This is a genomic window from Leifsonia shinshuensis, from assembly GCF_014217625.1.
Taxonomy (GTDB): Bacteria; Actinomycetota; Actinomycetes; order Actinomycetales; family Microbacteriaceae; genus Leifsonia; species Leifsonia shinshuensis_A.
In genome coordinates this window covers 4,112,383-4,133,153 of sequence record NZ_CP043641.1, presented here as the reverse complement: position 1 = coordinate 4,133,153, position 20,771 = coordinate 4,112,383, and the positions used below count along the sequence as shown (strand labels likewise).

The window sequence follows — 20,771 nt, the reverse complement described above, 5'->3', positions numbered from 1 at the left end:
GGCCCGGAGCCGGCGACGGCCTCGGCCCCGGAGCCGCGGTGCTCGCCTTCGACGTGGGCGGCACCGACCTCAAGGCCGCGCTCGTGGACTCGGCCGGCCGCATCGTCGACCTGATCCGGCGCCCCACGCCGCTCGACGGCGAGCGCACCGGCGAGGCCGTGGTGGCCGCGACCGCGGAGCTCGCCGCCGCGTTCCGGCGCGCGCACCCCGACGTCGTCCCGGCGGCGGCGGGACTCGTCGTCCCGGGCCACGTGGACGAGGAGACCGGCGTCGGCGTGTTCTCGGAGAACCTCGGCTGGCGCGACTTCCCGTTCCGCGACCGCGCGGCGGAGGCGTACGGGATGCCGGTGTCGTTCAGCCACGACGTGCGCGCCGCGGGCGAGGCCGAGTACCGGCTCGGCGCCGCGGCGAGGTTCCGCGATGTCGTCGTGATGGCGATCGGCACCGGGATCGCCGGAGCCATCTTCATCGACGGCACGCTGTTCACCGGCGGCGGCATGGCCGGCGAGATGGGCCACTCCCGCGTCGCGGACGGCCCGGAGTGCGCGTGCGGCGGTCGCGGCTGTCTGGAGGCCGTGGCCTCTGCCGCGGCGATCGCCCGCCGGTACACCGCGATCAGCGGCGTCCCCGTCGCGGGGTCGCGGGAGGTGCTGGCGCGGGCGCGCACCGGCGACCCGGCCGCGCAGACGATCTGGGACTCCGCCCTCGACGCCCTCGCGCTCGACCTCTCGCACACCGTCGCCCTGCTCGCGCCGGAGGCGGTCGTGATCGGCGGCGGCCTGGCGCAGGCCGGCGACGAGCTGTTCCTGCCGCTGGCCCGGCGCCTGGACGACATCCTCACCTTCCACCGGCGGCCGCAATTGATCCCGGCGCGCATCGGCGAGAACGCCGGCGTGATCGGCGCGGCCCTGCGGGCACGGGAGATCCTGGCCCCGGCCGAGGCCGACGCGCTGAAGGCCGTCCGATGATCCTCACCGTCACCCCCAATCCCGCGATCGACCTCACCTACCGGGTCGCCGCACTGGAGCCGGGCGAGACCCACCGGGTCGCGCCCCCCGCCGCACGCGCGGGCGGCAAGGGCCTCAACGTCGCACGCGTGATCGCGCAGACCGGCGGCCCCGCGTTCGCGCTGACCACCGCCGGCGGCGCATCCGGGCTGCGCCTGGCCGACGACCTGGAGGCGACCGGCCTCCCGTCCGAGCTGATCCCGGTGGCCGCGCCGACGCGCAGCAGCGTGGCCATCGTGGACGAGGCCTCCGGAGTAGCCACGATCTTCAACGAGACGGGCGCCGCCCTGTCCGCCGCCGAGTGGACCGCGCTGCGGGAGGCGGTCGAACGCCTCGCCGTGCCGGCCACCGCGATCGTCGGGTCGGGCAGCCTCCCGCCCGGCGCGCCCGGGGGCTTCTACGCCGACCTGGTGGCGGCCGCACGACGCAGGGGCATCCCGAGCGTCATCGACGCGAGCGGCACGCCGCTCCTCGCCGCCGCGGAGGCGGGCGCCGACGTGGTCAAGCCGAACCGGCGCGAGCTGGCCGAAACGGTCGGCTCTGACGATCCGGTCGCCGGCGCGCGCGTCCTGCTGTCGGCCGGCGCCGGGCTCGTGCTGGTGTCGCTCGGCGCCAACGGGATGCTCGCGGTGAGCGCGGACGGCGTGCGGTCCGCCCGGCTCCCCCGGCCCCTCTCCGGCAACGCGACCGGAGCGGGTGACGCGGCCGTCGCCGCCCTCGCGACCGCCGTCGCCGCCGGCACGACCGACCCCGCCGTCCTCGTCCGCCGGGCCACCGCCTGGTCGGCCGCCGCCGTCGTCGCCCCGCTCGCGGGCGAGCTCGACCCCGCCTACCCGGACTACGAGGCGCGCCTCGTGACCTCCTGACACCGACCGACACGACAGACACCGACCGGAGCCGCGCATGCCCCTCATCCCCACGCTCGACCTCCTGCACGGGGCCGTCGCCGCGCGCACCGGCGTCGCCGCGTTCAACGTCATCCACCTGGAGACCGCCGAGGCGCTGGTCGCCGCGGCGGAGGAGACGCACCGCCCGGTCATCCTGCAGATCTCGCAGAACTGCGCCGACTACCACGGCGGCCTCGACCCGATCGCGCGCGGCACGCTCGCCCTCGCCGCGGACTCCTCGGCCCATGTCGCCGTGCACCTCGACCACGCGGAGGACGCCGAGCTGACCCGCCGGGCGATCGACCTCGGGTTCGGCTCTGTCATGTTCGACGGCTCGACGCTGCCCTACGACGCCAACGTCGCCGCCACCGTGCGGGTGGTCGAGTACGCGCACGCCAACGACGTGTCGGTGGAGGCGGAGCTCGGCGAGATCGGCGGCAAGGACGGCGCGCATGCCCCCGGCGTCCGCACCGACCCCGCGGAGGCGCGCCGGTTCGTGACGGAGACCGGCGTCGACGCGCTGGCCGTCGCGGTCGGCAGCTCGCACGCGATGACCGAGCGCACCGCGCAGCTCGACCTCGACCTGATCGGCTCGCTCCGACACGCCGTAGCCGTTCCGCTGGTCCTGCACGGCTCCAGCGGGGTCGCGGATGAGACGATCGAGTCGGCGATCAGCTCCGGCATCACCAAGGTCAACGTCTCCACGCACCTGAACCGCTTCTTCACCGACGCGATCCGCGCCTTCCTGCGCGCGAATCCGGAGGTCGTGGACTCCCGGCGATACGTGCGGGAGGGACGCGCGGCCGTGGCGAAGGAGGCGGCGCGCCTGATGACCCTGTTCGACGTCGCCGCCGGCGCGGCGAGCGGAACGGAGACTGCACAGCGATGAACAGAGCGGAACGGCTCAACGCCGTCCTCGACCTCCTGGCCGAGTCGGGCCAGGTGGAGGTCGAGGACATCGTGGCGAAGCTCGACGTGTCGGCGGCGACCGCGCGGCGCGACCTGGACGCCCTGGCGTCGCAGCAACTGTTGACGCGCACGCGCGGCGGGGCGGTCGGCCAGTCGGTCGCCTACGACCTCCCGATCCGCTACAAGCGGGAGCAGCACGCGCCGGAGAAGCTGCGGATCGCGCAGGCGGCGAGCGCGCTCGTGCCGCGCGGCGCCGTGGTCGGGCTCTGCGGAGGGACGACCAGCACCGCGGTCGCGACCGTGCTCGGGTCGCGGCCCGACCTGATGGAGCCGTCGCCGCATCCCAACCTCACCGTGGTCACGAACGCCATCAACATCGCGGCCCAGCTGGTGATGCGGCCGCAGATCAAGACCGTCGTCACTGGGGGCGTCGTGCACGCGCGCTCGTACGAGCTGGTCGGTCCGTACAGCGACGTCGTGCTGGAGAAGATCACGATGGACATCGCGTTCATCGGCGTCAACGGGATCGACCCGCTCGTCGGCGCGACGGTGCACGACGAGGGCGAGGCGAGCGTCAACTCGCTCATGGCCCGCCGGGCGACCCGCGCCGTCGTGGTGGCGGACTCCAGCAAGATCGGCCGCAAGGCGTTCGCCACCCTGGGCGGACCGAAGCTGCTGACGACGCTCATCACCGACGACGGCATCACGGCGGAGCAGCGGGCCGCGTTCGTGGAGGCCGGCTTCGAGGTCATCGTCGCGTGAGCCCTGTGCACGTCATCCACTCCGCCCGCCTCGTCAGCGACGGCCGCACGATCCGCAACGCCTGGGTGCTCTTCGACGGCGAGCTCGTCGCCGCCACGGGCGTCGGCGACGACTGGCTCGCGGCGGTGGCCGGCGAGCCGTCCGCGGTGGTCACCGACGCCGACGGCGGCTGGCTCACGCCCGGCTTCATCGATCTCCACGGGCACGGCGGAGGCGGCGCGGCGTTCGACGACGGCGCGGACGCGATCCGCACGGCGATGGCCCTGCATCAGCGCCACGGCACGACGCGCTTCGTCGTCTCGCTGGTGACCGCGACGGTTCCCGAGCTCGCCGAGCGCGTGCGCGCGGTGGCCGCGCTGGCGGCGGAGGACCCGCGCGTGCTCGGCTCGCACCTGGAGGGCCCGTTCCTCGATGTCGCGCACAAGGGTGCGCACGACCCGGCGCTCCTGCGCCCGGCGACGCCCGCGGACATCGAACTGCTGCTGGAGGCCGCGGCCGGCACCCTGCGTCAGATCACGCTCGCCCCCGAGCTCCCGGGCGGATTGGACGCCGTGCGCGCCTTCGCGGCGGCGGGCGTCGCGGTCGCGGTCGGGCACACCGGAGCCGGCTACGAGCAGACCCGCGCCGCGTTCGACGCCGGCGCCACGATCCTGACGCATGCCTTCAACGGCATGGACGGCATCCACCACCGCGCGCCCGGTCCCGTCGCCGCCGCGACGCACACGCCGGGGGTGACCGTGGAGGTCATCAACGACGGCATCCACGTGCATCCCGAGGTAGTGCGGATGGCATTCGCCTCCGCCCCCGGCCGCGTCGCGCTGATCACCGACGCGATGGCCGCGGCGGGCGAGGCCGACGGCGACTACCTGCTCGGCGCGCTGCGCGTGGAGGTTCGCGACGGCGTCGCCCGCCTGGCCGAGGGCGGGTCGATCGCCGGCTCCACGCTGACCCAGGACGACGCGCTGCGACGGGCCGTGCGGGAGGTCGGCGTGACCGTCGAGGAGGCCGTCCGCGCGCTCACCGAGACGCCGGCCGCCGCGATCGGGCGCGGCGCCGACCTGGGCCGCCTCGCGCCCGGGTACGCGGCGGACGCTGTGCTGCTGGACGACGACTTCCGGGTGCTGCAGGTGTGGACGGCGGGGGCGCCGGTTCCGCGGTGAGTAACGGGGAATCGCCGCGTCCGCCCGGCCGCTACCCTGGACGGATGGACTCCGCCTCCGCCAATCCCGCGACCTCGAATCACTGGGTGCTGACTTTCAGCTGCGCCGACCGTCCCGGCATCGTCCACGCCGTGTCCGGCGCGATCGTGGCCGCGCGCGGGAACATCACAGAGAGCCAGCAGTTCGCGAGCACTGACACCGGGCGCTTCTTCATGCGCCTCCAGGTGGAGTCCGTCGCCGACCGCGCCGAGTTCGAGCGCGCGCTCGCGCCCGTCGTCGAGCGGTTCGCGATGACGCACCGCGTCGACAACGTCGGGCGCCCGCTGCGCACGCTCGTGCTGGTCTCCACCGCCGCGCACTGCCTCAACGACCTCCTGTTCCGGCAGCGTGCCGGCCAGCTCCCTGTCGAGATCCCGCTCGTGCTGTCCAACCACGGCGCGCTCGGCGACCTCGCCGGGTTCTACGGCGTCCCGTTCGAGTCGCGGCCGGTGACCGACCCGGAGTCGAAGGCCGCGTTCGAGGCGCGCGTCCTGGCCGCCGTCGAGGAGCACGACATCGAGCTGGTCGTGCTCGCCCGCTACATGCAGATCCTCTCCCCCGGGCTGTGCGAGAAGCTCGCCGGCCGGGCGATCAACATCCACCACTCCTTCCTGCCGGGCTTCAAGGGCGCCAACCCGTACCGCCAGGCCCACGCCCGCGGCGTCAAGCTGATCGGCGCGACCGCGCACTTCGTCACCAGCGACCTGGACGAGGGCCCGATCATCGAGCAGAACGTCGTGCGCGTCGACCACACCCGCAGCGTGCCCGAGCTGGTCGCGATCGGCCAGGACGAGGAGTCGCGGACGCTGACGCAGGCGGTGAAGTGGTTCGCGGAGGACCGCGTGCTGCTCGACGGCGCGCGCACGATCATCTTCCGCTGAGCGCCCTCGGCCCGCGCTCAGCCACGACCGACCCTGATCGGTAGAATGGCGCGGTGACCACGCACGACCAGCAGACCCCGATCAAGGTCGGGCCCAACGACATCCTCCGCTTCGTGCTGGAGCTGTTCGCCATCGTCTCGCTGGCTATCTGGGGCTTCGCCGCGTGGCCGCTGCCCTGGAACATCGTCGTCGGCATCGGAGCGCCCGTGATCGCGATCCTGCTGTGGGCGCTGTTCCGCTCCCCCAAGGCCGTTCTGCACGTGGACCCGTTCGTCAAGGCGATCGTCGAGCTCGTCGTGATGGGCTCGGCCGCCTTCGCCTGGTGGAGTCTGGGGCAGCCGATCGTCGCGCTGGTGTTCGCGGTCGTGGCGACCGTGAGCGGCGTGATCAACGGGCGGCGCGAGTTCGCATGACCGGCATCGTCGTCCATGACGCCCGCAAGGTGGATGCGAGCGGACGGGTCGACGAGTTCTGGATGGTCGCCGACGACGGCGTGATCGTCGCGACCGGCTCCGGCACGGGCTGGCACGAGGCCGCCCGCGTCCCCGGCCGCGAGGTGATCGACGCCGGCGGCCACTGGCTGACGCCCGGCTTCATCGACCTGCACTGCCACGGCGGCGGAGGCCACCCGTACGACGACGGCCCGGAGGAGATGCTCGCGGCCCTCGCGACGCACCGCGCCCATGGGACCACCCGCGCGCTGGTGTCGCACGTCGCGAACCCGCTGGCCTCCCTGCGCGAGCGCCTCGGCGTCGTGGCCGACCTGACGAAGGTCGACCCGATGGTGCTCGGCTCGCACCTGGAGGGGCCGTTCCTGGCCCGCGAGCGACGCGGCGCGCACGACGACGCCTTCCTCCGCGACCCCGGCCCCGAGATGGTCGAGGAGCTGATCGGCGCCGCCCGCGGCACCCTCCGCACCGCGACCATCGCACCCGAGCTGCCGAACGCGCTGGAGGCCATCGGCGTGCTCATCGAGGCCGGCGTCGTCGTCGGCATCGGCCACACGGCGGCGGACTACGAGCAGGCGAAGCTCGCGTTCGAGGTGGGCGCGCGGCTGCTGGTGCACGCCTTCAACGCGATGAACGGCATCCACCACCGCGCCCCGGGCCCGGTCATGGCGGCGATCGAGAACCCGGAGGTCACGCTCGAGCTCATCCTCGACGGCCTCCACGTTCACCCCTCGGTGGCGGGCCTGCTGTTCCGGGAGGCGCCGGGACGGGTCGCCCTGGTCACCGACGCGATGGCCGCGGCCGGCGCCTCGGACGGCGACTACCGCCTGGGCGGCCTGAACGTCAGCGTCCGGAACGGCCTGGCCGTGCTCTCCGGCACCACCACGATCGCCGGCTCGACCCTGACCCAGGACGCCGCCCTCCGCAACGCGATCACCCTCGTCGGCCTCGACCCGGTCACCGCGGTCACCGCGGTCACCGCGACCCCGGCAAAAGCGCTGGGCGAGTCCCGCCTCGGCCGCCTCCACACCGGCTACGCCGCCGACGCGGTGCTGCTCGACCACGACTGGCACGTCCAGCAGGTCCTGGCCGCCGGCCACCTCCTGTAGCCGCCCCGCACCTCCCACTCCCCGCACTCACCTGCAGCCAACGGAGGACCTCCCACCTCCCCAGCCCCCGATCTCCTCCGTCACCTGCCATTCCCGGGCGTGTCCGCCCCGAACTCCTCCGTTACCCACACGCGCACGGGGATGTGGCGAACGGAGGACATCCGGGTCGTGAGCATCCGAAAACGCAGTCAACGGAGGACATCCAGGGGTGGGGAGGCGGGTGGTCCTCCGTTCGCTGCGGCGGGCGCGAGAGCGAGTGGGAGGGCGCGGGAGGGGACGGCGGTGGGCCGCGGGTTAGAGTTTCTGCCAGGCGGGTTTGTGGTCGTAGGCGTAGCGGTAGTAGTCGATGTTGCGGAGGCGGGAGGCGGCGGCCTCGTCCACGAGCACGGTGACGTGCGGGTGCAGTTGGATGGCCGAGCCCGGGTTGGAGGCCGACACCGGGCCCTCCACCGCCCCGGCCAGCGCCTCCGCCTTGCCCTCCCCGAACGCGAGCAGCATCAGGTGCCGGGCCCGCAGGATGGTGGAGAGCCCCTGGGTGATGCAGTGCATCGGGACGTCGTCCTCGCTGTCGAAGAAGCGGGCGTTGTCCTTGCGGGTCTGCTCCGTCAGGGTCTTCACCCGGGTGACCGACGCGAACGAGGAGCCGGGCTCGTTGAAGCCGATGTGCCCGTCGGTGCCGATGCCCAGCAGCTGGACGTCCACACCCCCGGACTCTGCGATCGCCTTCTCGTAGTCGGCTCCGGCGTGTTCGATCGTGGCGAGGGCGCCGTTGGGGACGTGGATGAGCGAGGGGGTCAGCCCGAGCGGTTCCACGACCTCCCGGGTGATCACCGCCCGGTAGGACTCGGGGTGCCCGGCCGGCAGCCCTACGTACTCGTCCAGGGCGTAGCCGCGCACGTGCGACACATCGGTGCCGGACGCGCCGATCCGCCGGGCCAGCGCCCGGTACGCCGGCAGCGGGGTGGACCCGGTCGCCAGCCCCAGCACCGCGTCCGGCTTGGCGGCGATCAACCGCAGGATCGACTCCGCCGCGAGCTCGCCCGCCGCGTCCTTGTCCGCCACCACCACGACTTCAGCCATCTGCTCCTCCAACGAGCGCCGCACCCAACGCGGCAACGGGTGTTCCTTCCGGGACGAGGCGCACCCGCCGCGACAGCGCGAGCGACGCGAGGAACGGGGACGTCTCCGCCCATCCGTCGAGCACCTCGTGGACGTCGCAGAGCAGCCGGTCCCCGAGATGACTGAGGCCGCCGCCGATCACCACGGTGTCGACGTCGACGGTCAGCACGAGGACCCGCACCGCTGCGGCGATGCCCTCGGCAAGCCTAGCCGTGATCGCCCGCGCCTCGCGGTCCCCGTCGGCGGCCGCCGCGAACAGCGAGCGCGCCGGGAGCGGGTCGTCGGTGCGCCACTGCCGGGCGATGCCGGAGCCGCTGGCCACCGTCTCTAGGCAGCCGCGCTGGCCGCAACCGCACAGGGCGCCCGCGGGGTCGACCGGGAGGTGGCCGATCTCGCCCGCGACGCCGCTGGCGCCGCGCCAGAGCCGGCCGTCCACGACGATGCCGGCGGCCATCCCGGTGCCGAGGTTCAGGTACGCCATCGTGCCGCCGAGGCCGAGGAGGTGGAAGGCGCCGAGCGCCGCGGCCTTCACGTCGTTCTCGACGCGGACGCCGACGCCCAGCCTCCCGGCCAGCTCGCCGCCGAGCGCGAGCCGCTCGACGCCGAGGTTGACCGCGTGCGCGACATGGCCGGAGGCGCTGTCGACCATCCCGGGGATGCCGATGCCGATGGAGGTGAAGCCGCCGGCCGGGAGCCCGGTGAGCTCCCCGATCCTGGCCACGGCGGCGACGGCGGTCTCCACGACCGCTGCGTGGCCGAAGCCCGTCGCCAGGCGGACCCGCTGCGCGAGGCCGCCCACGTCGTCGACGGCGACGGCGTCGGTCTTGGTGCCGCCGATGTCGATGCCGAGCCTCACGGGGTATGCCCGTCCACGGCCTCCGGAGCGGCCGGCTCGCCGTCGAGCAGCTCGATCAGCGCGCGCCCGACGAGGCGGGAGGCGCCGAAGGTCGCGATGTCCGCATACCGGCGGTCGTCGCTCGGCCAGCCCATGTCCACGACGAGCACGTCCCGCTCGGCACGCAGCCGGTCGATCGCCGCACGGGCGAAGGCGTGCCGGTGGTTGTCCTTGCCGACGACGAGCACCGGCGACTGCGCGGCGAGCACGAGATCGGGATGGTCGCCCTCGGTGAACACCACCAGCGGGTTCGCCGCGAACGCCGACGAAGCGCCGGACGCCTCCGCCGCGACCTCCGCGAACGGACCCCACGGCGCCTCGCCGATCGCGATGTTCGCGACGGTGTCGACGCGGACGACCGAGTACCGGCCGTGGTGCGCCCGCAGCCAGGCGGCCGCGTGCCCGGAGATGTCGAAGGCCTCCACCGCGCGTCGCACGTCGGCGGGATCGATGACGCCCGCGCCGCCTGCGACCTCGTGCGCGGCGCCGTCGGTCCGGACCGCGAGCGCGAGCCCGAGCACCCGCCCGGCCGCCTCCTCGATCCGGGACACGGCCACGCGACCTTCCGCGACCGCGGCCAGCACCGCGTCCTCGATCTCCGCGAGCTGCGCGTCGGTGTTCTCTGTGCCGATGCAGAGCAGGTCGCAGCCCGCCGCGAGGGCCAGCACCGCGGCCTCCGGGATGCCGCGCTCCCCGCTCGCGCCGTGCATGTCGAGCGCGTCGGTGACGACGACGCCGCCGAAGCCGAGCTCGTCGCGCAGGAGGCCCTCGACGATGGTGCGGCTGAACGTCGCGGGCAGGTCGGGATCGATCCGCGGCAGCAGGATGTGCGAGGTCATCACGGTGCGTGCGCCCGCGTCGATGACGGCGCGGAACGGCTCCAGCTCGCGCTCGCGCAGCTGGTCCAGAGTGAGGTCCACGACCGGCAGCTCCAGGTGCGAGTCCGCGGCGGTGTCGCCGTGCCCCGGGAAGTGCTTGGCGCACACCGCGACGCCGGCCGATTGGAGCCCGCGCGTCCACGCGGCGCCCTGCTCGGCCACCACGGCGGGCAGCGAGCCGAAGCTGCGCACCCCGATGACCGGGTTGTCCGCGTTGGAGTTGATGTCGACGTCCGGTGCGAAGTCGAGGTTGACGCCCGCCGCGTGCAGCTCCTCGCCCACCCGCCGGGCGATGCCCTCGGTGTACGCGTCGTCGCCGAGCCGGCCGAGCACGGCGTTCCCGGGGAAGGGCGAACCGGTCTCGTAGTACAGCCGGGTGACGTCGCCGCCCTCCTCGTCGATCGCGACGATCGCGTCCGGGTTGGCGGCGTAGATCGCGTCCGTCAGCGCCCGGAGCTGGGCGACCGACTCCACGTTCTGACCGAACACGCACACCCCGCCGAGGCCGTTCCGCAGGCGCTCCTCCAGCCACGCGGGCAGCGTGGTCCCGACGAAACCGGGCAGGAGGGTCGCCGCGATGCTGCGACGGAGGGCGGTGTCGGTCGCGCTGGGCTGGGTGACCGACATCCCGCTCACCCCTTGACCGCCCCGCTGACCAGCCCGCTGGTCATGCGTCCCTGGACGATGAGGAAGAAGATGATGACCGGCACGGCGACGAGCGTGGAGGCCGCCATCACCTGTCCCCAATCGGTCGCCCGCGACGCCGACTGCTGGATGAAGCCGCGCAGCCACAGCGGGAGCGTCTGGCTGCTGTTCTCCTGCAGGATGACCAGCGCGACGGTGAACTCGTTCCAGGCCTGCAGGAAGGCGTAGACACCCGAGGCGACGAGGCCCGGCGCGAGCAGCGGGAACGTGATGCGCAGGAAGGCCTGCGTGCGGCTCAGCCCGTCCACCATCGCCGCCTCCTCGAGGTCGGCGGGGATCCCGGCGACGAAGCCGCGCAGCATCCAGATCGTGAACGGCACGACGGCCGCGATGTAGATGATGCTGACGCCGACCACGGTGTTCAGGAGGCCGAGCGAGCCCATCAGCTTGTACTGCGCGATGAACAGGCCCTCCGCCGGCAGCATCTGGATGAGCAGCACGGCGAGCACGAACGACGTGCGCCCGCGGAACTTGAACCGGCTGATCGCGAGCGCCGCGAGGAAGGCGAACGCCAGGCAGAACACGACGGTGACCAGCGCGACGACCACGCTCATCCCGAGCGCGGGGAAGAACGTCCCGCCGTTGACGACGGCCGTGAAGTTGTCGAACGAGCCGCCGAACGGCAGCCACGTGGGCGTCGTGCTCTGCAGCACGACGTTCGGCAGCAGAGAGGAGTTCAGCATCCAGTAGACCGGGAACACCCAGATCAGCCCGAGCACCACGGCGAGCGCGCCGAGGAGGATACGGCCGGGGCGGACCTTCTGCTTGAGCTTGCGGTCGCCGGCGACGGTGGTCATGACTGGTCCTCCTTGAGCAGGTGGCGGACGTAGAACCAGCTGAGGGCGATGGTCAGGATGAGGACGAACACCGAGACGGCGCTGGCCATCGCGAAGTCGCTCGACCCGACGCCGAGCTGGTAGATGTAAGTGCCGAGCAGGTTGGTCTCGCTGGCGATGGAGCCCTTGTCCTGCAGCAGCTTGATCTGGGTGAACACCCGCAGGTCCCAGATGATCTGCAGAAGCAGCACGATCCCGAGCACCGGCCGGATCATCGGCAGGATGATGTAGCGCAGCCGCTGGAAACCCTTCGCACCGTCCATCTGGGCGGCCTCCAGCACCTCGGTGGAGACCTGGGTGAGGCCGGCGTAGACCGAGAAGGCCACGAACGGCACGCTCATCCAGGTGACGATGACGCCGGCGACGAAGAAGAAGGAGATCGGGTTCTGCAGCCAGTTGTGGTTCTGGAAGTCCAGGCCCCAGGAGGTCAGGACGCTGTTGATGACGCCGCGGCGCCAGTCGAACAGCCAGTTCCAGACGGTCATCGCGGCGACGACGGGCATGGCCCAGGCGAGCAGGAGCGTGATCTGCAGGAAGATGCGCGGGAAGCGCGAGATGCCCGACATCAGCAGGGCGAGACCGACGCCGATCACGACGGTGACCGCGGCGGTGCTGAGGCAGAAGACGAGCGAGCGGCCGACCACGATCCACATGTAGGGGTCGGAGAACAGGGTGACGTAGTTGTCGAACCAGACGAACGGCGCGGGCTGGCCGAACTGCTGGGCGAGCCCGAAATGCTGCATCGACGTGATGAGCTGCCAGACGATCGGATAGCCGAGCGCGAGGAGCAGGATGAGGATGGCCGGCAGCAGCAGGGCGTAGGGCGTGAGCCGGCCTCGGCGCTTGCGCGGCGCGGACGGAGCGGGTGCGCTCGCGGGCGGCGCGGCGGTCACGGGTTCGCGGGTCGTCGTCACGGCGGTCCTCCTTCCGGATGGGGGTGGCGGAAAAGTCTGTGGTGAAATTCTGTCTTGAAAGTGTGGGGGCAGGAGCGAGGGCGCGGAAGGGATGGTGCTGCTTCCGCGCCCTCGCCTGCGGGGTGGTGCTAGGCGGAGCCGATCAGCCGTTCTTCACGTTGAGGAGCGCGTTGATCTTGGTGTCGTACTGCTGGGCGAGGCCCTTCAGGTCGGACGAGTCGCGGATCTTGGAGAAGAACTCCTCCATCACGTTGGCCGCCTCGACGGACGCCCAGCCGGGTGCGGCCGGGGTCAGCTTCGAGTTGGAGGCCGAAGCGATGAGCGCCTTCGCGAACTGGTCGTCGCCGAGCGAGGACATGTAGTCCGAGTTCGCCGGGCCGAGGCCGTTCTTGCCGAGCATCTCCTGGTACTCCTTGCTGAAGATGATCTTCAGCAGCGTCTTGGACAGGCCCGGGTTCTTGGACTTGGCCGAGATGCCGATGTTGGAGCCGCCGGCGAAGACCGGAGCGGGCTTGCCGTCGTTGCCCGGCAGCACGTAGGTGCCGAAGGTGTTGTCGTTCCAGGTGCGGACGGGCTTGCCGTCCTTGGTGGACAGGTCGCCGATCGACCAGTGCGCCCAGCCCGGAGCCATGATGGTGGCCGCGGCGAGGGACGTGTCACCGGTCTTGTTGTTGTTGGCGTCCACCGTCTGGTCGGTGTCGTTCAGGTAGATGTACTGGTTCGAGTCCTTGGCGTCGTTCGGCGCCTTGGACGCGTTCTTGTAGATGTCCTGAAGCTGCTGGAGGCCCTTCAGCGAGTTCGCCGAGTCGAGCGTGGCGACCCACTTGGAGCCTTCCTTCTTGGCGATGTCACCGCCGTTGGCGAAGATCCAGGAAATGCCGTCGCGCCAGTCCTGACCGCCGAGGAAGAAGCCGGAGAAGTTCGGGATCCCCTTCGGGTTCTTCGCCGTGATGTCGGCGACGGTGCTGTTGAACTCGTCGAGCGTGGTCGGCACGGACGCGCCGGCCGCGCTGTAGACGTCCTTGCGGTAGAACATGTAACGCGAGCCGAAGTAGTACGGCAGCGTGTAGTTCTTGCCGTCGACCTTGCCCGCTTCGACGAAGGACGGGAGCAGCTTGTCGCCGCCGAGGTCCTTGTACATGTCGGAGATGTCGAGGAAGGCGCCCACGTTGGTGAAGGTCGGGGACTGGGTGTTGCCCATCTCCGTCACGTCCGGCGTGTTGTTCGCGTCGGGCAGCGAGGTGGTGAGCTTGGTGACGAGGTCTCCCCAGTCCTGCTGCTCGATCTTGAGCGTGGCGCCGGTCTCCTTGTTGAACTCGGTCTTCAGGTAGTTGCGCAGCGCGTCCGGGGTGTCGGAGCCGACGAGCCACAGGGTGACCGTCTTGCCCTTGCCATCGGTGCTCGGCGCCTGGGCTCCGCCAGAGGCGCATCCGGCGAGCACGAGAGCGGAAGCCGTAGCCACAGCGGCGAGGCCGACGAGCTTTCTCTTCATTGCTGTTCCCTTCATTCGTTTCGGGCTTTCTAGGTTGGTCAGTGTGTGCGGTCGCATCACACCGTCGGTGCAGGGGTCGTGGATTGCACGGTGCTGTGTTACGAGACCCCGAGTTGTCCGGAGAGGACGAGTACGGCCGCGCCGCGCAGGACGATGTCCTGCCCCTGCGTGGTCATCCGGACCGCGAGGTCGGCGTGGTTCTCCGCCATCGTCCGGTTCCGGAGCGTGTGGATGGTCGCCTCGGCGAGGGGGCCATCGAGCAGTTCGGTCGGGCCGCTCAGGACGAGCTCCGACAGGTTGAGGGCGCCGACGACCGGCGCCAGAGAGATGCCGAGCCGTTGCCCTGCCTCGCGGAGGACCGGGGTGGCGTCGCGCCCTGCGGCCTCGGCCTCCCGGATCCCGCGCTGCAGCTGGGGCACGCTGAGCCAGTGCTCGAGCACCTGCTCGCGGGTGTAGGTCGCGTCCAGCCCGAGGTCGGTGCCGACCATGACCTGGCCGATCTCGCCCGCGGCGAAGTGGCTGCCGTAGACCAGGGTGCCGGCGATGATCAGGCCGGCGCCGATGCCGTGGCCGACGCGGATCAGCATCATGTCGCCTGTCGCGCCGCCGTAGCTGTGCTCGGCGAGCACGGCCGCGTTGGCGTCGTTCGCGACGACGACCGGGAGGCCGGTCAGCCGGTGGAGGTCGTCCTGCAGCCGCACGTCGGTCCAGCCGAGGTTGGGCGCGGTCAGGATGGTGCCGGTGAGGTCGACCACGCCGGGCGAGCCGACGCCGATCCCGAGGATCGGGGCCGTGGCCGTGGCGACGAGCTGCGCGACGAGCGCGTGCACCTTGGCGAGGGCGGCCTCCCCGGTCGCGGACACCCCGTCGCCGTCTTCGAGCGGGACCTCGGCCGTGGCGAGCAGCTCGCCGTCGAGGTCCATGACCGCGCCGCGGAAGCGGTCGTGGTCGCTGAGGTCGACGCCGACGATCTGGTGCGCGGTGCGGTTGATGTCGAGGAGGACAGCTGGCTTGCCCGGCCGCGCGGCCTCCCGCTGCCCGAGCTCGACCACGAGACCCTCCGCGAGGAGCTCGGCGACGAGGTCGGAGACAGTGACGCGCGTGAGCCCGGTCTCACGGGCCAGATCGGCCCGGCTCTGCTCTCCCGACCGGTAGAGGGTCTGGAGCACGAGCGACCGGTTGTGGCTGCGCGCGTGCTCGGGGAGCACCTTGGAACGCGGACGGAGGGCCTTGCCGGGGCCGAGGCCTCCGGCGCTGCCGAGCACGTCCGTTGTGGTCATGTTTGTTAGTAAAGCTTACGAACAAAAGAAACGCAAGCTCCGACTTCAAGTCGTTACACTCCGAGCGTGAACACCCCAGCCCCCGCCTCCGCCCGCACCCCCTTCGACCTGACCGGCTCCCGCGCCCTGGTGACCGCCGCGAGCCGCGGCCTCGGCCGCGAGATCGCGCTCGAACTCGCCGGCCAGGGCGCCGACGTCGTCCTCGGCGTGCGCGATCCGGACGGCTCGGCGGCACTGGTGGCGGAGCTCGAGTCATTCGGCGTGACGGCCCGGGCGATCCGGATGGACGTGCTCGACCTCCCCGGCTGCCGCGCGGCGATGGACGAGGTCGCCGCCGAGCTCGGCCCGATCGACATTCTGGTCAACAACGCAGGCGGCGGCGTCGACGCGCCGGCCCTGGAGGTCACCGAGGACGACTTCGAGCGGGTCTGGCAGCTCAACACCCGGTCGACGTTCTTCCTGTCCCAGCACGTCGCGAAGAGCATGCTGGCAGGCGGCGGCGGCGCGATCGTCAACGTCGCCTCTCAGGCCGGGCTGATCGCACTGCCCGGCGAGGCGTCCTACTGCGCAGCGAAGGCGGCGGTCGTCCACCTCACCCGCTGCCTCGCGGTGGAGTGGGGCCGGTACGGCATCCGGGTCAACGCGGTGGCGCCGACCTTCATCGAGACGGACGGCACGGCGAAGGCGCTGTCGGACGACGCGTTCCGCGCCGACACGATCGAGCGCATCGCGGCGCTGCACCGGATCGGGGAACCGCGCGAGGTGTCGGGAGCGGTCGCGTTCCTGGCGTCGCCGGCAGCGTCGCTGATCACGGGGCAGACGCTGGCGATCGACGGGGGCTGGACGGCCCGCTGACCGACGGCCGACGCGGGAAGACCGCGCCACCCGGCGGCGTTGACCCCGGCATCGGACGACCACTCGAAGGGAACGACCCATGAGCAGCATCCAGGACCTCCTCGACGCCAATCTCCACCGTGTCTTCGGCGAGCGCGACGCCGCCGCCCGGCGCGCCGCGATCGACAAGGTGTACACGGAGGACGTGGTCTTCACCGACCCCGACGGCACCGCGAGCGGGAGGGACGCGCTGGCCGCGAAGGCCGACGAGCTGCTGGGCGGCCTTCCGGCCGATTTCGCGTTCAGCGAGGACGGCCCGCGCTACGAGGGCGCCGGCCGGGGCGCCCTCGCCTGGGCGCTCGGCCCCGCGGGCGCGCCTGTCGCGCGCGGAGTGGACATCATCGTGGTCCGAGACGGCCGGATCTCGGAACTGCAGACCCTCCTCGTGCCGACGGCCTAGCCGGCCGTCAGCGGGTCTCCGCGATCGGCGGCGGGTTCCACCGGCCGTCGAGCGCCTCCGGCCGCGGCGCGTACAGCCGCATGATGATCCGCAGCGGCCCGGCCGGGGCTGGGAGCCAGTTGGCCGTCTTCGTGCCGCCCGGGTCCGTGGGGCCGTAGTAGAGGTCCAGCGAGCCGTCGTCGCCGTAGTGCAGCAGGTCCCGGTCGCCGAGCGCGAACCGGTCGAGCGGGTTCGGCGCCTGGAAGCTGTCCTGGTCGTACATCGTGACCGACCAGAACGCGTCGACAGGCGGGAGCTGGTCGCGCTCGAAGTGCTGCACGTAGTCGCGCTCCCCCACGATCGGCCGTCCGGCGGAGTCGGCGACGGCGATCGGGTAGATCGCGTCCTCCGGCTGGTTGGCCCCGAGACCGACCACCGTGACGGCGGCACGCTTGAGGTAGAAGTCGCCGTAGACGCCCATGCTGTCGGTGTTCATCGCCCAGCCGTTGGCGATGCGGGCCATGGTGCTGATCGCGCGGTGGTGCCGCTGCCGGGCGTCCTCCGCGCCGCGCTCCAGGGCGGCGCGCTGGTCGTCGTCGAACACACTCCCGTCGAAGTCTTCGCCGCGCACGATCCCCAGGGACGCCAGCCGGGCCAGGGCACTGAAGTCCGTCGCTTGAGGCGCGTGGACGGCGAGCAGCCGGGCGGCGTACCCGAAGAACTCCACGGCGGTGAGTCCGTTGACGATCGCGAGCGGCTCCCGGCTCAGATCGAGGCCGTCCGGGGCCACCGACACCGGCAGCGCGGTCGACGGCTGTTCGCCCTCTGGACCGCTGAGCCGGAGCCCGTCCTGGAACTCGCGGACCGCGGCATAGTCCGACGGGCCGTTCGTCTGCACCCGGCCGATCAGCCACACGTGTGCGGTCGGGGCGTCGATCCTCGTGGTCCCGTCCGGCACCTCGCCGTCCCACCCGGGCGGCGCGATCAGGAAGCGGCCGGCCGCGGTCCCCGTCGTGCGCTTGCCGGGCACGGCGAACGCGTTCGTCCACATGTCGAGCAGCGGGAGCAGGTAGTACCGGCCGCCGCTGTCCGGCACATCGAGGACGATCGGGCCGTCCGAGAGGTCGAGCCACGCCGACGAGTAGAGCGTGTCGAAGTTCGGGGCGACCACGGCGCGGAAGTCGGCGTCGGGGAAGGCGCGCGCGTGCGCGAGGGTGTTGGTTCGGCCCCGCCCGATGGCGGTGGAGTCGCCTGGCTGCGTGAAGACGCTCCGTGTCACGTCCATCGTGACGAGCGGATAGAAGTACGTGTACGCCTCGGCCGCGCGTGCGGCGACTTCGTCCGGGCTCAGTGCGATCACGGCATCCCCCTCGGCTCACGATGCGCGGCGGCATCTGCGCGGCAGCATAGGGTGCCGGTCGCGCGCGCGGGAAGGCCGTTAACGACTCGTGCCGGACGCCGTCCCCCGGGAGCGGGAGGCGGCATCCGGCACGAATGCTCGCGACGCAGCGTTACGCCACGCGCGCCTTCAGGTTCTCGCTGATCGCGTCGAGGAACTCCTCGGTGGTCAGGAACTTCTGCTCCGGGCCGACCAGGAGGGCGAGGTCCTTGGTCATCTTGCCCTCCTCGACCGTCTTCACCACGACGTCCTCGAGGGTGTGGGTGAAGTCGATGAGGTCCTGGTTGCCGTCGAGCTTGCCGCGGTGCGCGAGGCCGCGCGTCCAGGCGAAGATCGAGGCGATCGGGTTGGTGGAGGTCGGCTTGCCCTGCTGGTACTGACGGTAGTGGCGGGTAACCGTGCCGTGCGCGGCCTCCGCCTCGACGACCGAGCCGTCCGGGGTGGTCAGCACGGAGGTCATCAGGCCGAGCGAGCCGAAGCCCTGCGCGACGGTGTCGGACTGCACGTCGCCGTCGTAGTTCTTGCACGCCCAGACGTAGCCGCCCTCCCACTTGAGGCTGGAGGCGACCATGTCGTCGATCAGGCGGTGCTCGTAGGTGAGGCCGGCCGCGTCGAACTTCTCCTTGTACTCGGTGTCGAAGACCTCCTGGAAGAGGTCCTTGAACCGGCCGTCGTAGGCCTTGAGGATCGTGTTCTTGGTCGACAGGTACACCGGGTACTGGCGGTCCAGGCCGTAGTTGAACGACGCGCGGGCGAAGTCGCGGATGGACTCGTCCTGGTTGTACATGCCCATCGCGACACCGGCGCCGGGCGCCTGGTAGATCTCGAAGGACTGCGCCTCGCCGCCGTCGGCCGGCTGGAAGCTCATGGTCAGCGTGCCAGGGCCGTCGAAGGTGAAGTCGGTGGCGCGGTACTGGTCGCCGAAGGCGTGACGGCCGATGACGATCGGCTTGTTCCAGCCCGGGACCAGGCGCGGGATGTTGGAGATGATGATCGGCTCGCGGAACACGACGCCGCCGAGGATGTTGCGGATGGTGCCGTTCGGGCTCCTCCACATCTTCTTGAGGCCGAACTCCTCGACGCGGGCCTCGTCCGGGGTGATGGTCGCGCACTTGACGCCGACGCCGTGCTTCTGGATGGCGTGCGCCGCGTCGATCGTGATCTGGTCGTCGGTCTCGTCGCGCTTCTGGATGCCGAGGTCGTAGTACTCGAGGTTCACGTCGAGGTACGGGTGGATGAGGGAGTCCTTGATCGCCTTCCAGATGATCCGCGTCATCTCGTCGCCGTCGAGCTCGACGACCGTTCCATCAACCTTGATCTTGTCCACTGGTTCTCCTGAGGTCTGTGCCGTTTTTCAGCCGGAGACAGCTTACCCGAGTTCGGCAACTATCTTGACATCGAGACAGTTTTGTCAGCGTCCCGTCAGCCGGCTCCCGCCGACTATGCGCGGGTCGCCTCGCACGTTACCCTTTCGTTATGGCTGAGTTGAGACTGGAAGAGTTGAGCGCGAAGACCGTCGTCGCGGCGAACGCGCTGTCGCTGAAGCCCGGCCAGGAGCAGTTCATCGCTCCGGTGTCGTACTCGGCCGCCGCCGCGGTCGCCGACCCGTCCACGTCGTGGCAGCGCGTCGTGCTCGACGGCGACGACGTTGTCGGCTTCATCATGGGCGACTTCAACCCCTACGCCGAGCACGACGAGTTCAAGGCGATCCTCTGGCGCATCAACGTCGACGCCGACGACCAGGGCCGCGGCATCGGCACCTTCGCGGTCAAGGCCCTCGCCGCCGAGGCGCGCGACCGCGGCGTCGGCCGGCTCTACGTGATCTGGGAGTCCGGCGAGCTCGGCCCCGAGCAGTTCTTCCTGCGCACCGGCTTCCAGCCGGTCGGAGAGACGCAGTACGGCGAGACCATCGGTGCCCTCGACCTCTGAGGACAGCGCGGGCGACGACTTCGCCTCGCGCGTCCTCGCGGTCGTGGACAGCATCCCGCCCGGCCAGGTGATGACCTACGGCGACGTCGCCGCAGCGCTCGGCTCGCGCGCCGCCCGGATGGTCGGCCAGGTGATGGCGTACTACGGCGGCGACGTGCCCTGGTGGCGCGTCGTGCGCTCGAGCGGGCATCCTCCCGCGAACCACGAGCACATCGCACTGGAGCACTACCGCGCCGAGGGGACGCCCCTGCTCGGCGGCGGAAGGTCGCCGTACCGGGTGGACCTGAGGACGGCCAGGCACGACGCTCGCTGAGATCATCCTCCCGATCGATGCAAGCGCTCAGCTTCATGGTGTTGACTGGACGGGTCTGTCCATGTGAATCCGTCCCAGGAGCGTCCGTGCCCCGTACCCGTCGACTCGCCGTCGCCGTCGCCGCCGTCCCCCTCGTCGTCGCCCTCTCCGGGTGCTCTGTCGTGTCGGCGTTCACGCCGCACGTGACTCCGGCGATCTACGACACGGCCAAGGAGTTCAACGCGGCGAACACGAAGAGCATCGGCTCGCCGTCGTTCGTCCCCGATGACGCGACCGTGATCCGGGTCGACTACGACACGCACACCGGCGAGGCGATCATGACCTACACCTCGCAGGCCGTGTTCAAGAAGGACGTCTGCAAGCTCACGAACGTCGCCCCGCCCAAGCCGACCATCCAGGACAGCTGGTGGCCCATCTCCGGCATCCCGAACGCGTCGTACTCCTGCCCGGGGGGCTGGAGCGCGTTCACGGTGGCGCCGACGCAGCTGTTCGCGGTCCGCCCCGCCACCGGCTCCGCCAAGTGACCTCCGCGCCG

General features: G+C 71.4%; 22 protein-coding genes. 13 read left to right on the top strand and 9 right to left on the bottom strand.

The annotated features are described in order from the left end of the window. The first annotated feature begins 38 nt into the window (after window positions 1–38). The 8 genes from F1C12_RS20115 to nagA (F1C12_RS20080) are packed head-to-tail and all read left to right on the top strand — an operon-like array spanning window position 39 to window position 7,203. Window positions 39–968, top strand: coding sequence for an ROK family protein (locus tag F1C12_RS20115; protein WP_185279088.1), 930 nt, complete (start codon window positions 39–41; stop codon window positions 966–968). After that, entirely contained in the window at window positions 965–1,873 is a 909-nt protein-coding gene (locus F1C12_RS20110) for a 1-phosphofructokinase family hexose kinase (RefSeq protein WP_185276580.1), read from the top strand. Before F1C12_RS20115 ends, F1C12_RS20110 begins: the two co-directional genes overlap by 4 nt. Window positions 1,874–1,910: 37 nt before the next feature. Next, entirely contained in the window at window positions 1,911–2,783 is an 873-nt protein-coding gene (locus F1C12_RS20105; protein ID WP_185276579.1) for a class II fructose-bisphosphate aldolase, read from the top strand. Next, window positions 2,780–3,565: a DeoR/GlpR family DNA-binding transcription regulator gene (locus tag F1C12_RS20100; protein WP_185276578.1), complete on the top strand. Its 786-nt coding sequence runs from the start codon at window positions 2,780–2,782 to the stop codon at window positions 3,563–3,565. The genes F1C12_RS20105 and F1C12_RS20100 overlap by 4 nt, the downstream gene beginning before the upstream one ends. Then, window positions 3,562–4,725, top strand: coding sequence for an N-acetylglucosamine-6-phosphate deacetylase (gene nagA, locus F1C12_RS20095; protein WP_185276577.1), 1,164 nt, complete (start codon window positions 3,562–3,564; stop codon window positions 4,723–4,725). The genes F1C12_RS20100 and nagA (F1C12_RS20095) overlap by 4 nt, the downstream gene beginning before the upstream one ends. Before the next feature lie 44 nt (window positions 4,726–4,769). Continuing rightward, complete coding sequence (gene purU / locus F1C12_RS20090; protein WP_185276576.1) at window positions 4,770–5,645, top strand: formyltetrahydrofolate deformylase; 876 nt, start codon at window positions 4,770–4,772, stop codon at window positions 5,643–5,645. Window positions 5,646–5,698: 53 nt separating this feature from the next. Further along, entirely contained in the window at window positions 5,699–6,058 is a 360-nt protein-coding gene (locus F1C12_RS20085) for a YrdB family protein (protein WP_185276575.1), read from the top strand. Beyond that, complete coding sequence (gene nagA / locus F1C12_RS20080; RefSeq protein ID WP_185276574.1) at window positions 6,055–7,203, top strand: N-acetylglucosamine-6-phosphate deacetylase; 1,149 nt, start codon at window positions 6,055–6,057, stop codon at window positions 7,201–7,203. Before F1C12_RS20085 ends, nagA (F1C12_RS20080) begins: the two co-directional genes overlap by 4 nt. A 294-nt stretch (window positions 7,204–7,497) precedes the next feature. Here the strand turns inward: nagA (F1C12_RS20080) and F1C12_RS20075 are convergent, their stop codons facing one another. The 7 genes from F1C12_RS20075 to F1C12_RS20045 all read right to left on the bottom strand — a co-directional run bounded on the left by F1C12_RS20075 (window position 7,498) and on the right by F1C12_RS20045 (window position 15,322). Beyond that, entirely contained in the window at window positions 7,498–8,283 is a 786-nt protein-coding gene (locus F1C12_RS20075; protein WP_185276573.1) for a glucosamine-6-phosphate deaminase, read from the bottom strand. Then, a complete protein-coding gene (locus tag F1C12_RS20070; protein ID WP_185276572.1) occupies window positions 8,276–9,178 on the bottom strand; it encodes an ROK family protein in 903 nt (300 codons plus the stop codon). The genes F1C12_RS20075 and F1C12_RS20070 overlap by 8 nt, the downstream gene beginning before the upstream one ends. Beyond that, window positions 9,175–10,722 carry a beta-N-acetylhexosaminidase gene (gene nagZ, locus F1C12_RS20065; RefSeq protein ID WP_185276571.1) on the bottom strand — a complete coding sequence of 516 codons (1,548 nt, stop codon included), beginning with the start codon at window positions 10,720–10,722 and terminating at the stop codon, window positions 9,175–9,177. The genes F1C12_RS20070 and nagZ overlap by 4 nt, the downstream gene beginning before the upstream one ends. A gap of 5 nt (window positions 10,723–10,727) precedes the next feature. After that, entirely contained in the window at window positions 10,728–11,597 is an 870-nt protein-coding gene (locus F1C12_RS20060; RefSeq protein ID WP_185276570.1) for a carbohydrate ABC transporter permease, read from the bottom strand. Beyond that, complete coding sequence (locus F1C12_RS20055) at window positions 11,594–12,550, bottom strand: carbohydrate ABC transporter permease (protein WP_258046033.1); 957 nt, start codon at window positions 12,548–12,550, stop codon at window positions 11,594–11,596. The genes F1C12_RS20060 and F1C12_RS20055 overlap by 4 nt, the downstream gene beginning before the upstream one ends. Window positions 12,551–12,692: 142 nt before the next feature. Beyond that, window positions 12,693–14,042: an extracellular solute-binding protein gene (locus F1C12_RS20050; RefSeq protein WP_185276569.1), complete on the bottom strand. Its 1,350-nt coding sequence runs from the start codon at window positions 14,040–14,042 to the stop codon at window positions 12,693–12,695. 98 nt (window positions 14,043–14,140) lie between these two features. After that, window positions 14,141–15,322, bottom strand: a complete 1,182-nt coding sequence (locus F1C12_RS20045; RefSeq protein WP_185276568.1) for an ROK family transcriptional regulator — start codon at window positions 15,320–15,322, stop codon at window positions 14,141–14,143. Window positions 15,323–15,388: 66 nt separating this feature from the next. Here F1C12_RS20045 and F1C12_RS20040 point away from each other — a divergent pair, with 66 nt between their 5' ends. Both F1C12_RS20040 and F1C12_RS20035 read left to right on the top strand, forming a co-directional pair. Then, window positions 15,389–16,177: an SDR family NAD(P)-dependent oxidoreductase gene (locus F1C12_RS20040; protein WP_185276567.1), complete on the top strand. Its 789-nt coding sequence runs from the start codon at window positions 15,389–15,391 to the stop codon at window positions 16,175–16,177. Window positions 16,178–16,256: 79 nt separating this feature from the next. Next, entirely contained in the window at window positions 16,257–16,616 is a 360-nt protein-coding gene (locus F1C12_RS20035; protein ID WP_185276566.1) for a nuclear transport factor 2 family protein, read from the top strand. Between the two features lie 7 nt (window positions 16,617–16,623). Here the strand turns inward: F1C12_RS20035 and F1C12_RS20030 are convergent, their stop codons facing one another. Together F1C12_RS20030 and F1C12_RS20025 are read right to left on the bottom strand one after the other, a co-directional pair. Then, a complete protein-coding gene (locus F1C12_RS20030; protein WP_219732660.1) occupies window positions 16,624–17,955 on the bottom strand; it encodes a DUF1254 domain-containing protein in 1,332 nt (443 codons plus the stop codon). Window positions 17,956–18,106: 151 nt separating this feature from the next. Next, a complete protein-coding gene (locus tag F1C12_RS20025) occupies window positions 18,107–19,321 on the bottom strand; it encodes an NADP-dependent isocitrate dehydrogenase (protein WP_185276565.1) in 1,215 nt (404 codons plus the stop codon). A 149-nt stretch (window positions 19,322–19,470) separates the two neighbouring features. Between F1C12_RS20025 and F1C12_RS20020 the strand changes: the two genes are divergently transcribed. From F1C12_RS20020 to F1C12_RS20010, 3 genes are all read left to right on the top strand, one after another. Then, a complete protein-coding gene (locus F1C12_RS20020) occupies window positions 19,471–19,923 on the top strand; it encodes a GNAT family N-acetyltransferase (RefSeq protein ID WP_185276564.1) in 453 nt (150 codons plus the stop codon). Next, on the top strand, window positions 19,907–20,236 hold the full coding sequence (locus F1C12_RS20015; protein ID WP_185276563.1) for an MGMT family protein: 330 nt from the start codon (window positions 19,907–19,909) through the stop codon (window positions 20,234–20,236). The genes F1C12_RS20020 and F1C12_RS20015 overlap by 17 nt, the downstream gene beginning before the upstream one ends. Before the next feature lie 86 nt (window positions 20,237–20,322). Next, window positions 20,323–20,760 carry a hypothetical protein gene (locus F1C12_RS20010; RefSeq protein ID WP_185276562.1) on the top strand — a complete coding sequence of 146 codons (438 nt, stop codon included), beginning with the start codon at window positions 20,323–20,325 and terminating at the stop codon, window positions 20,758–20,760. Window positions 20,761–20,771 lie beyond the last annotated feature (11 nt).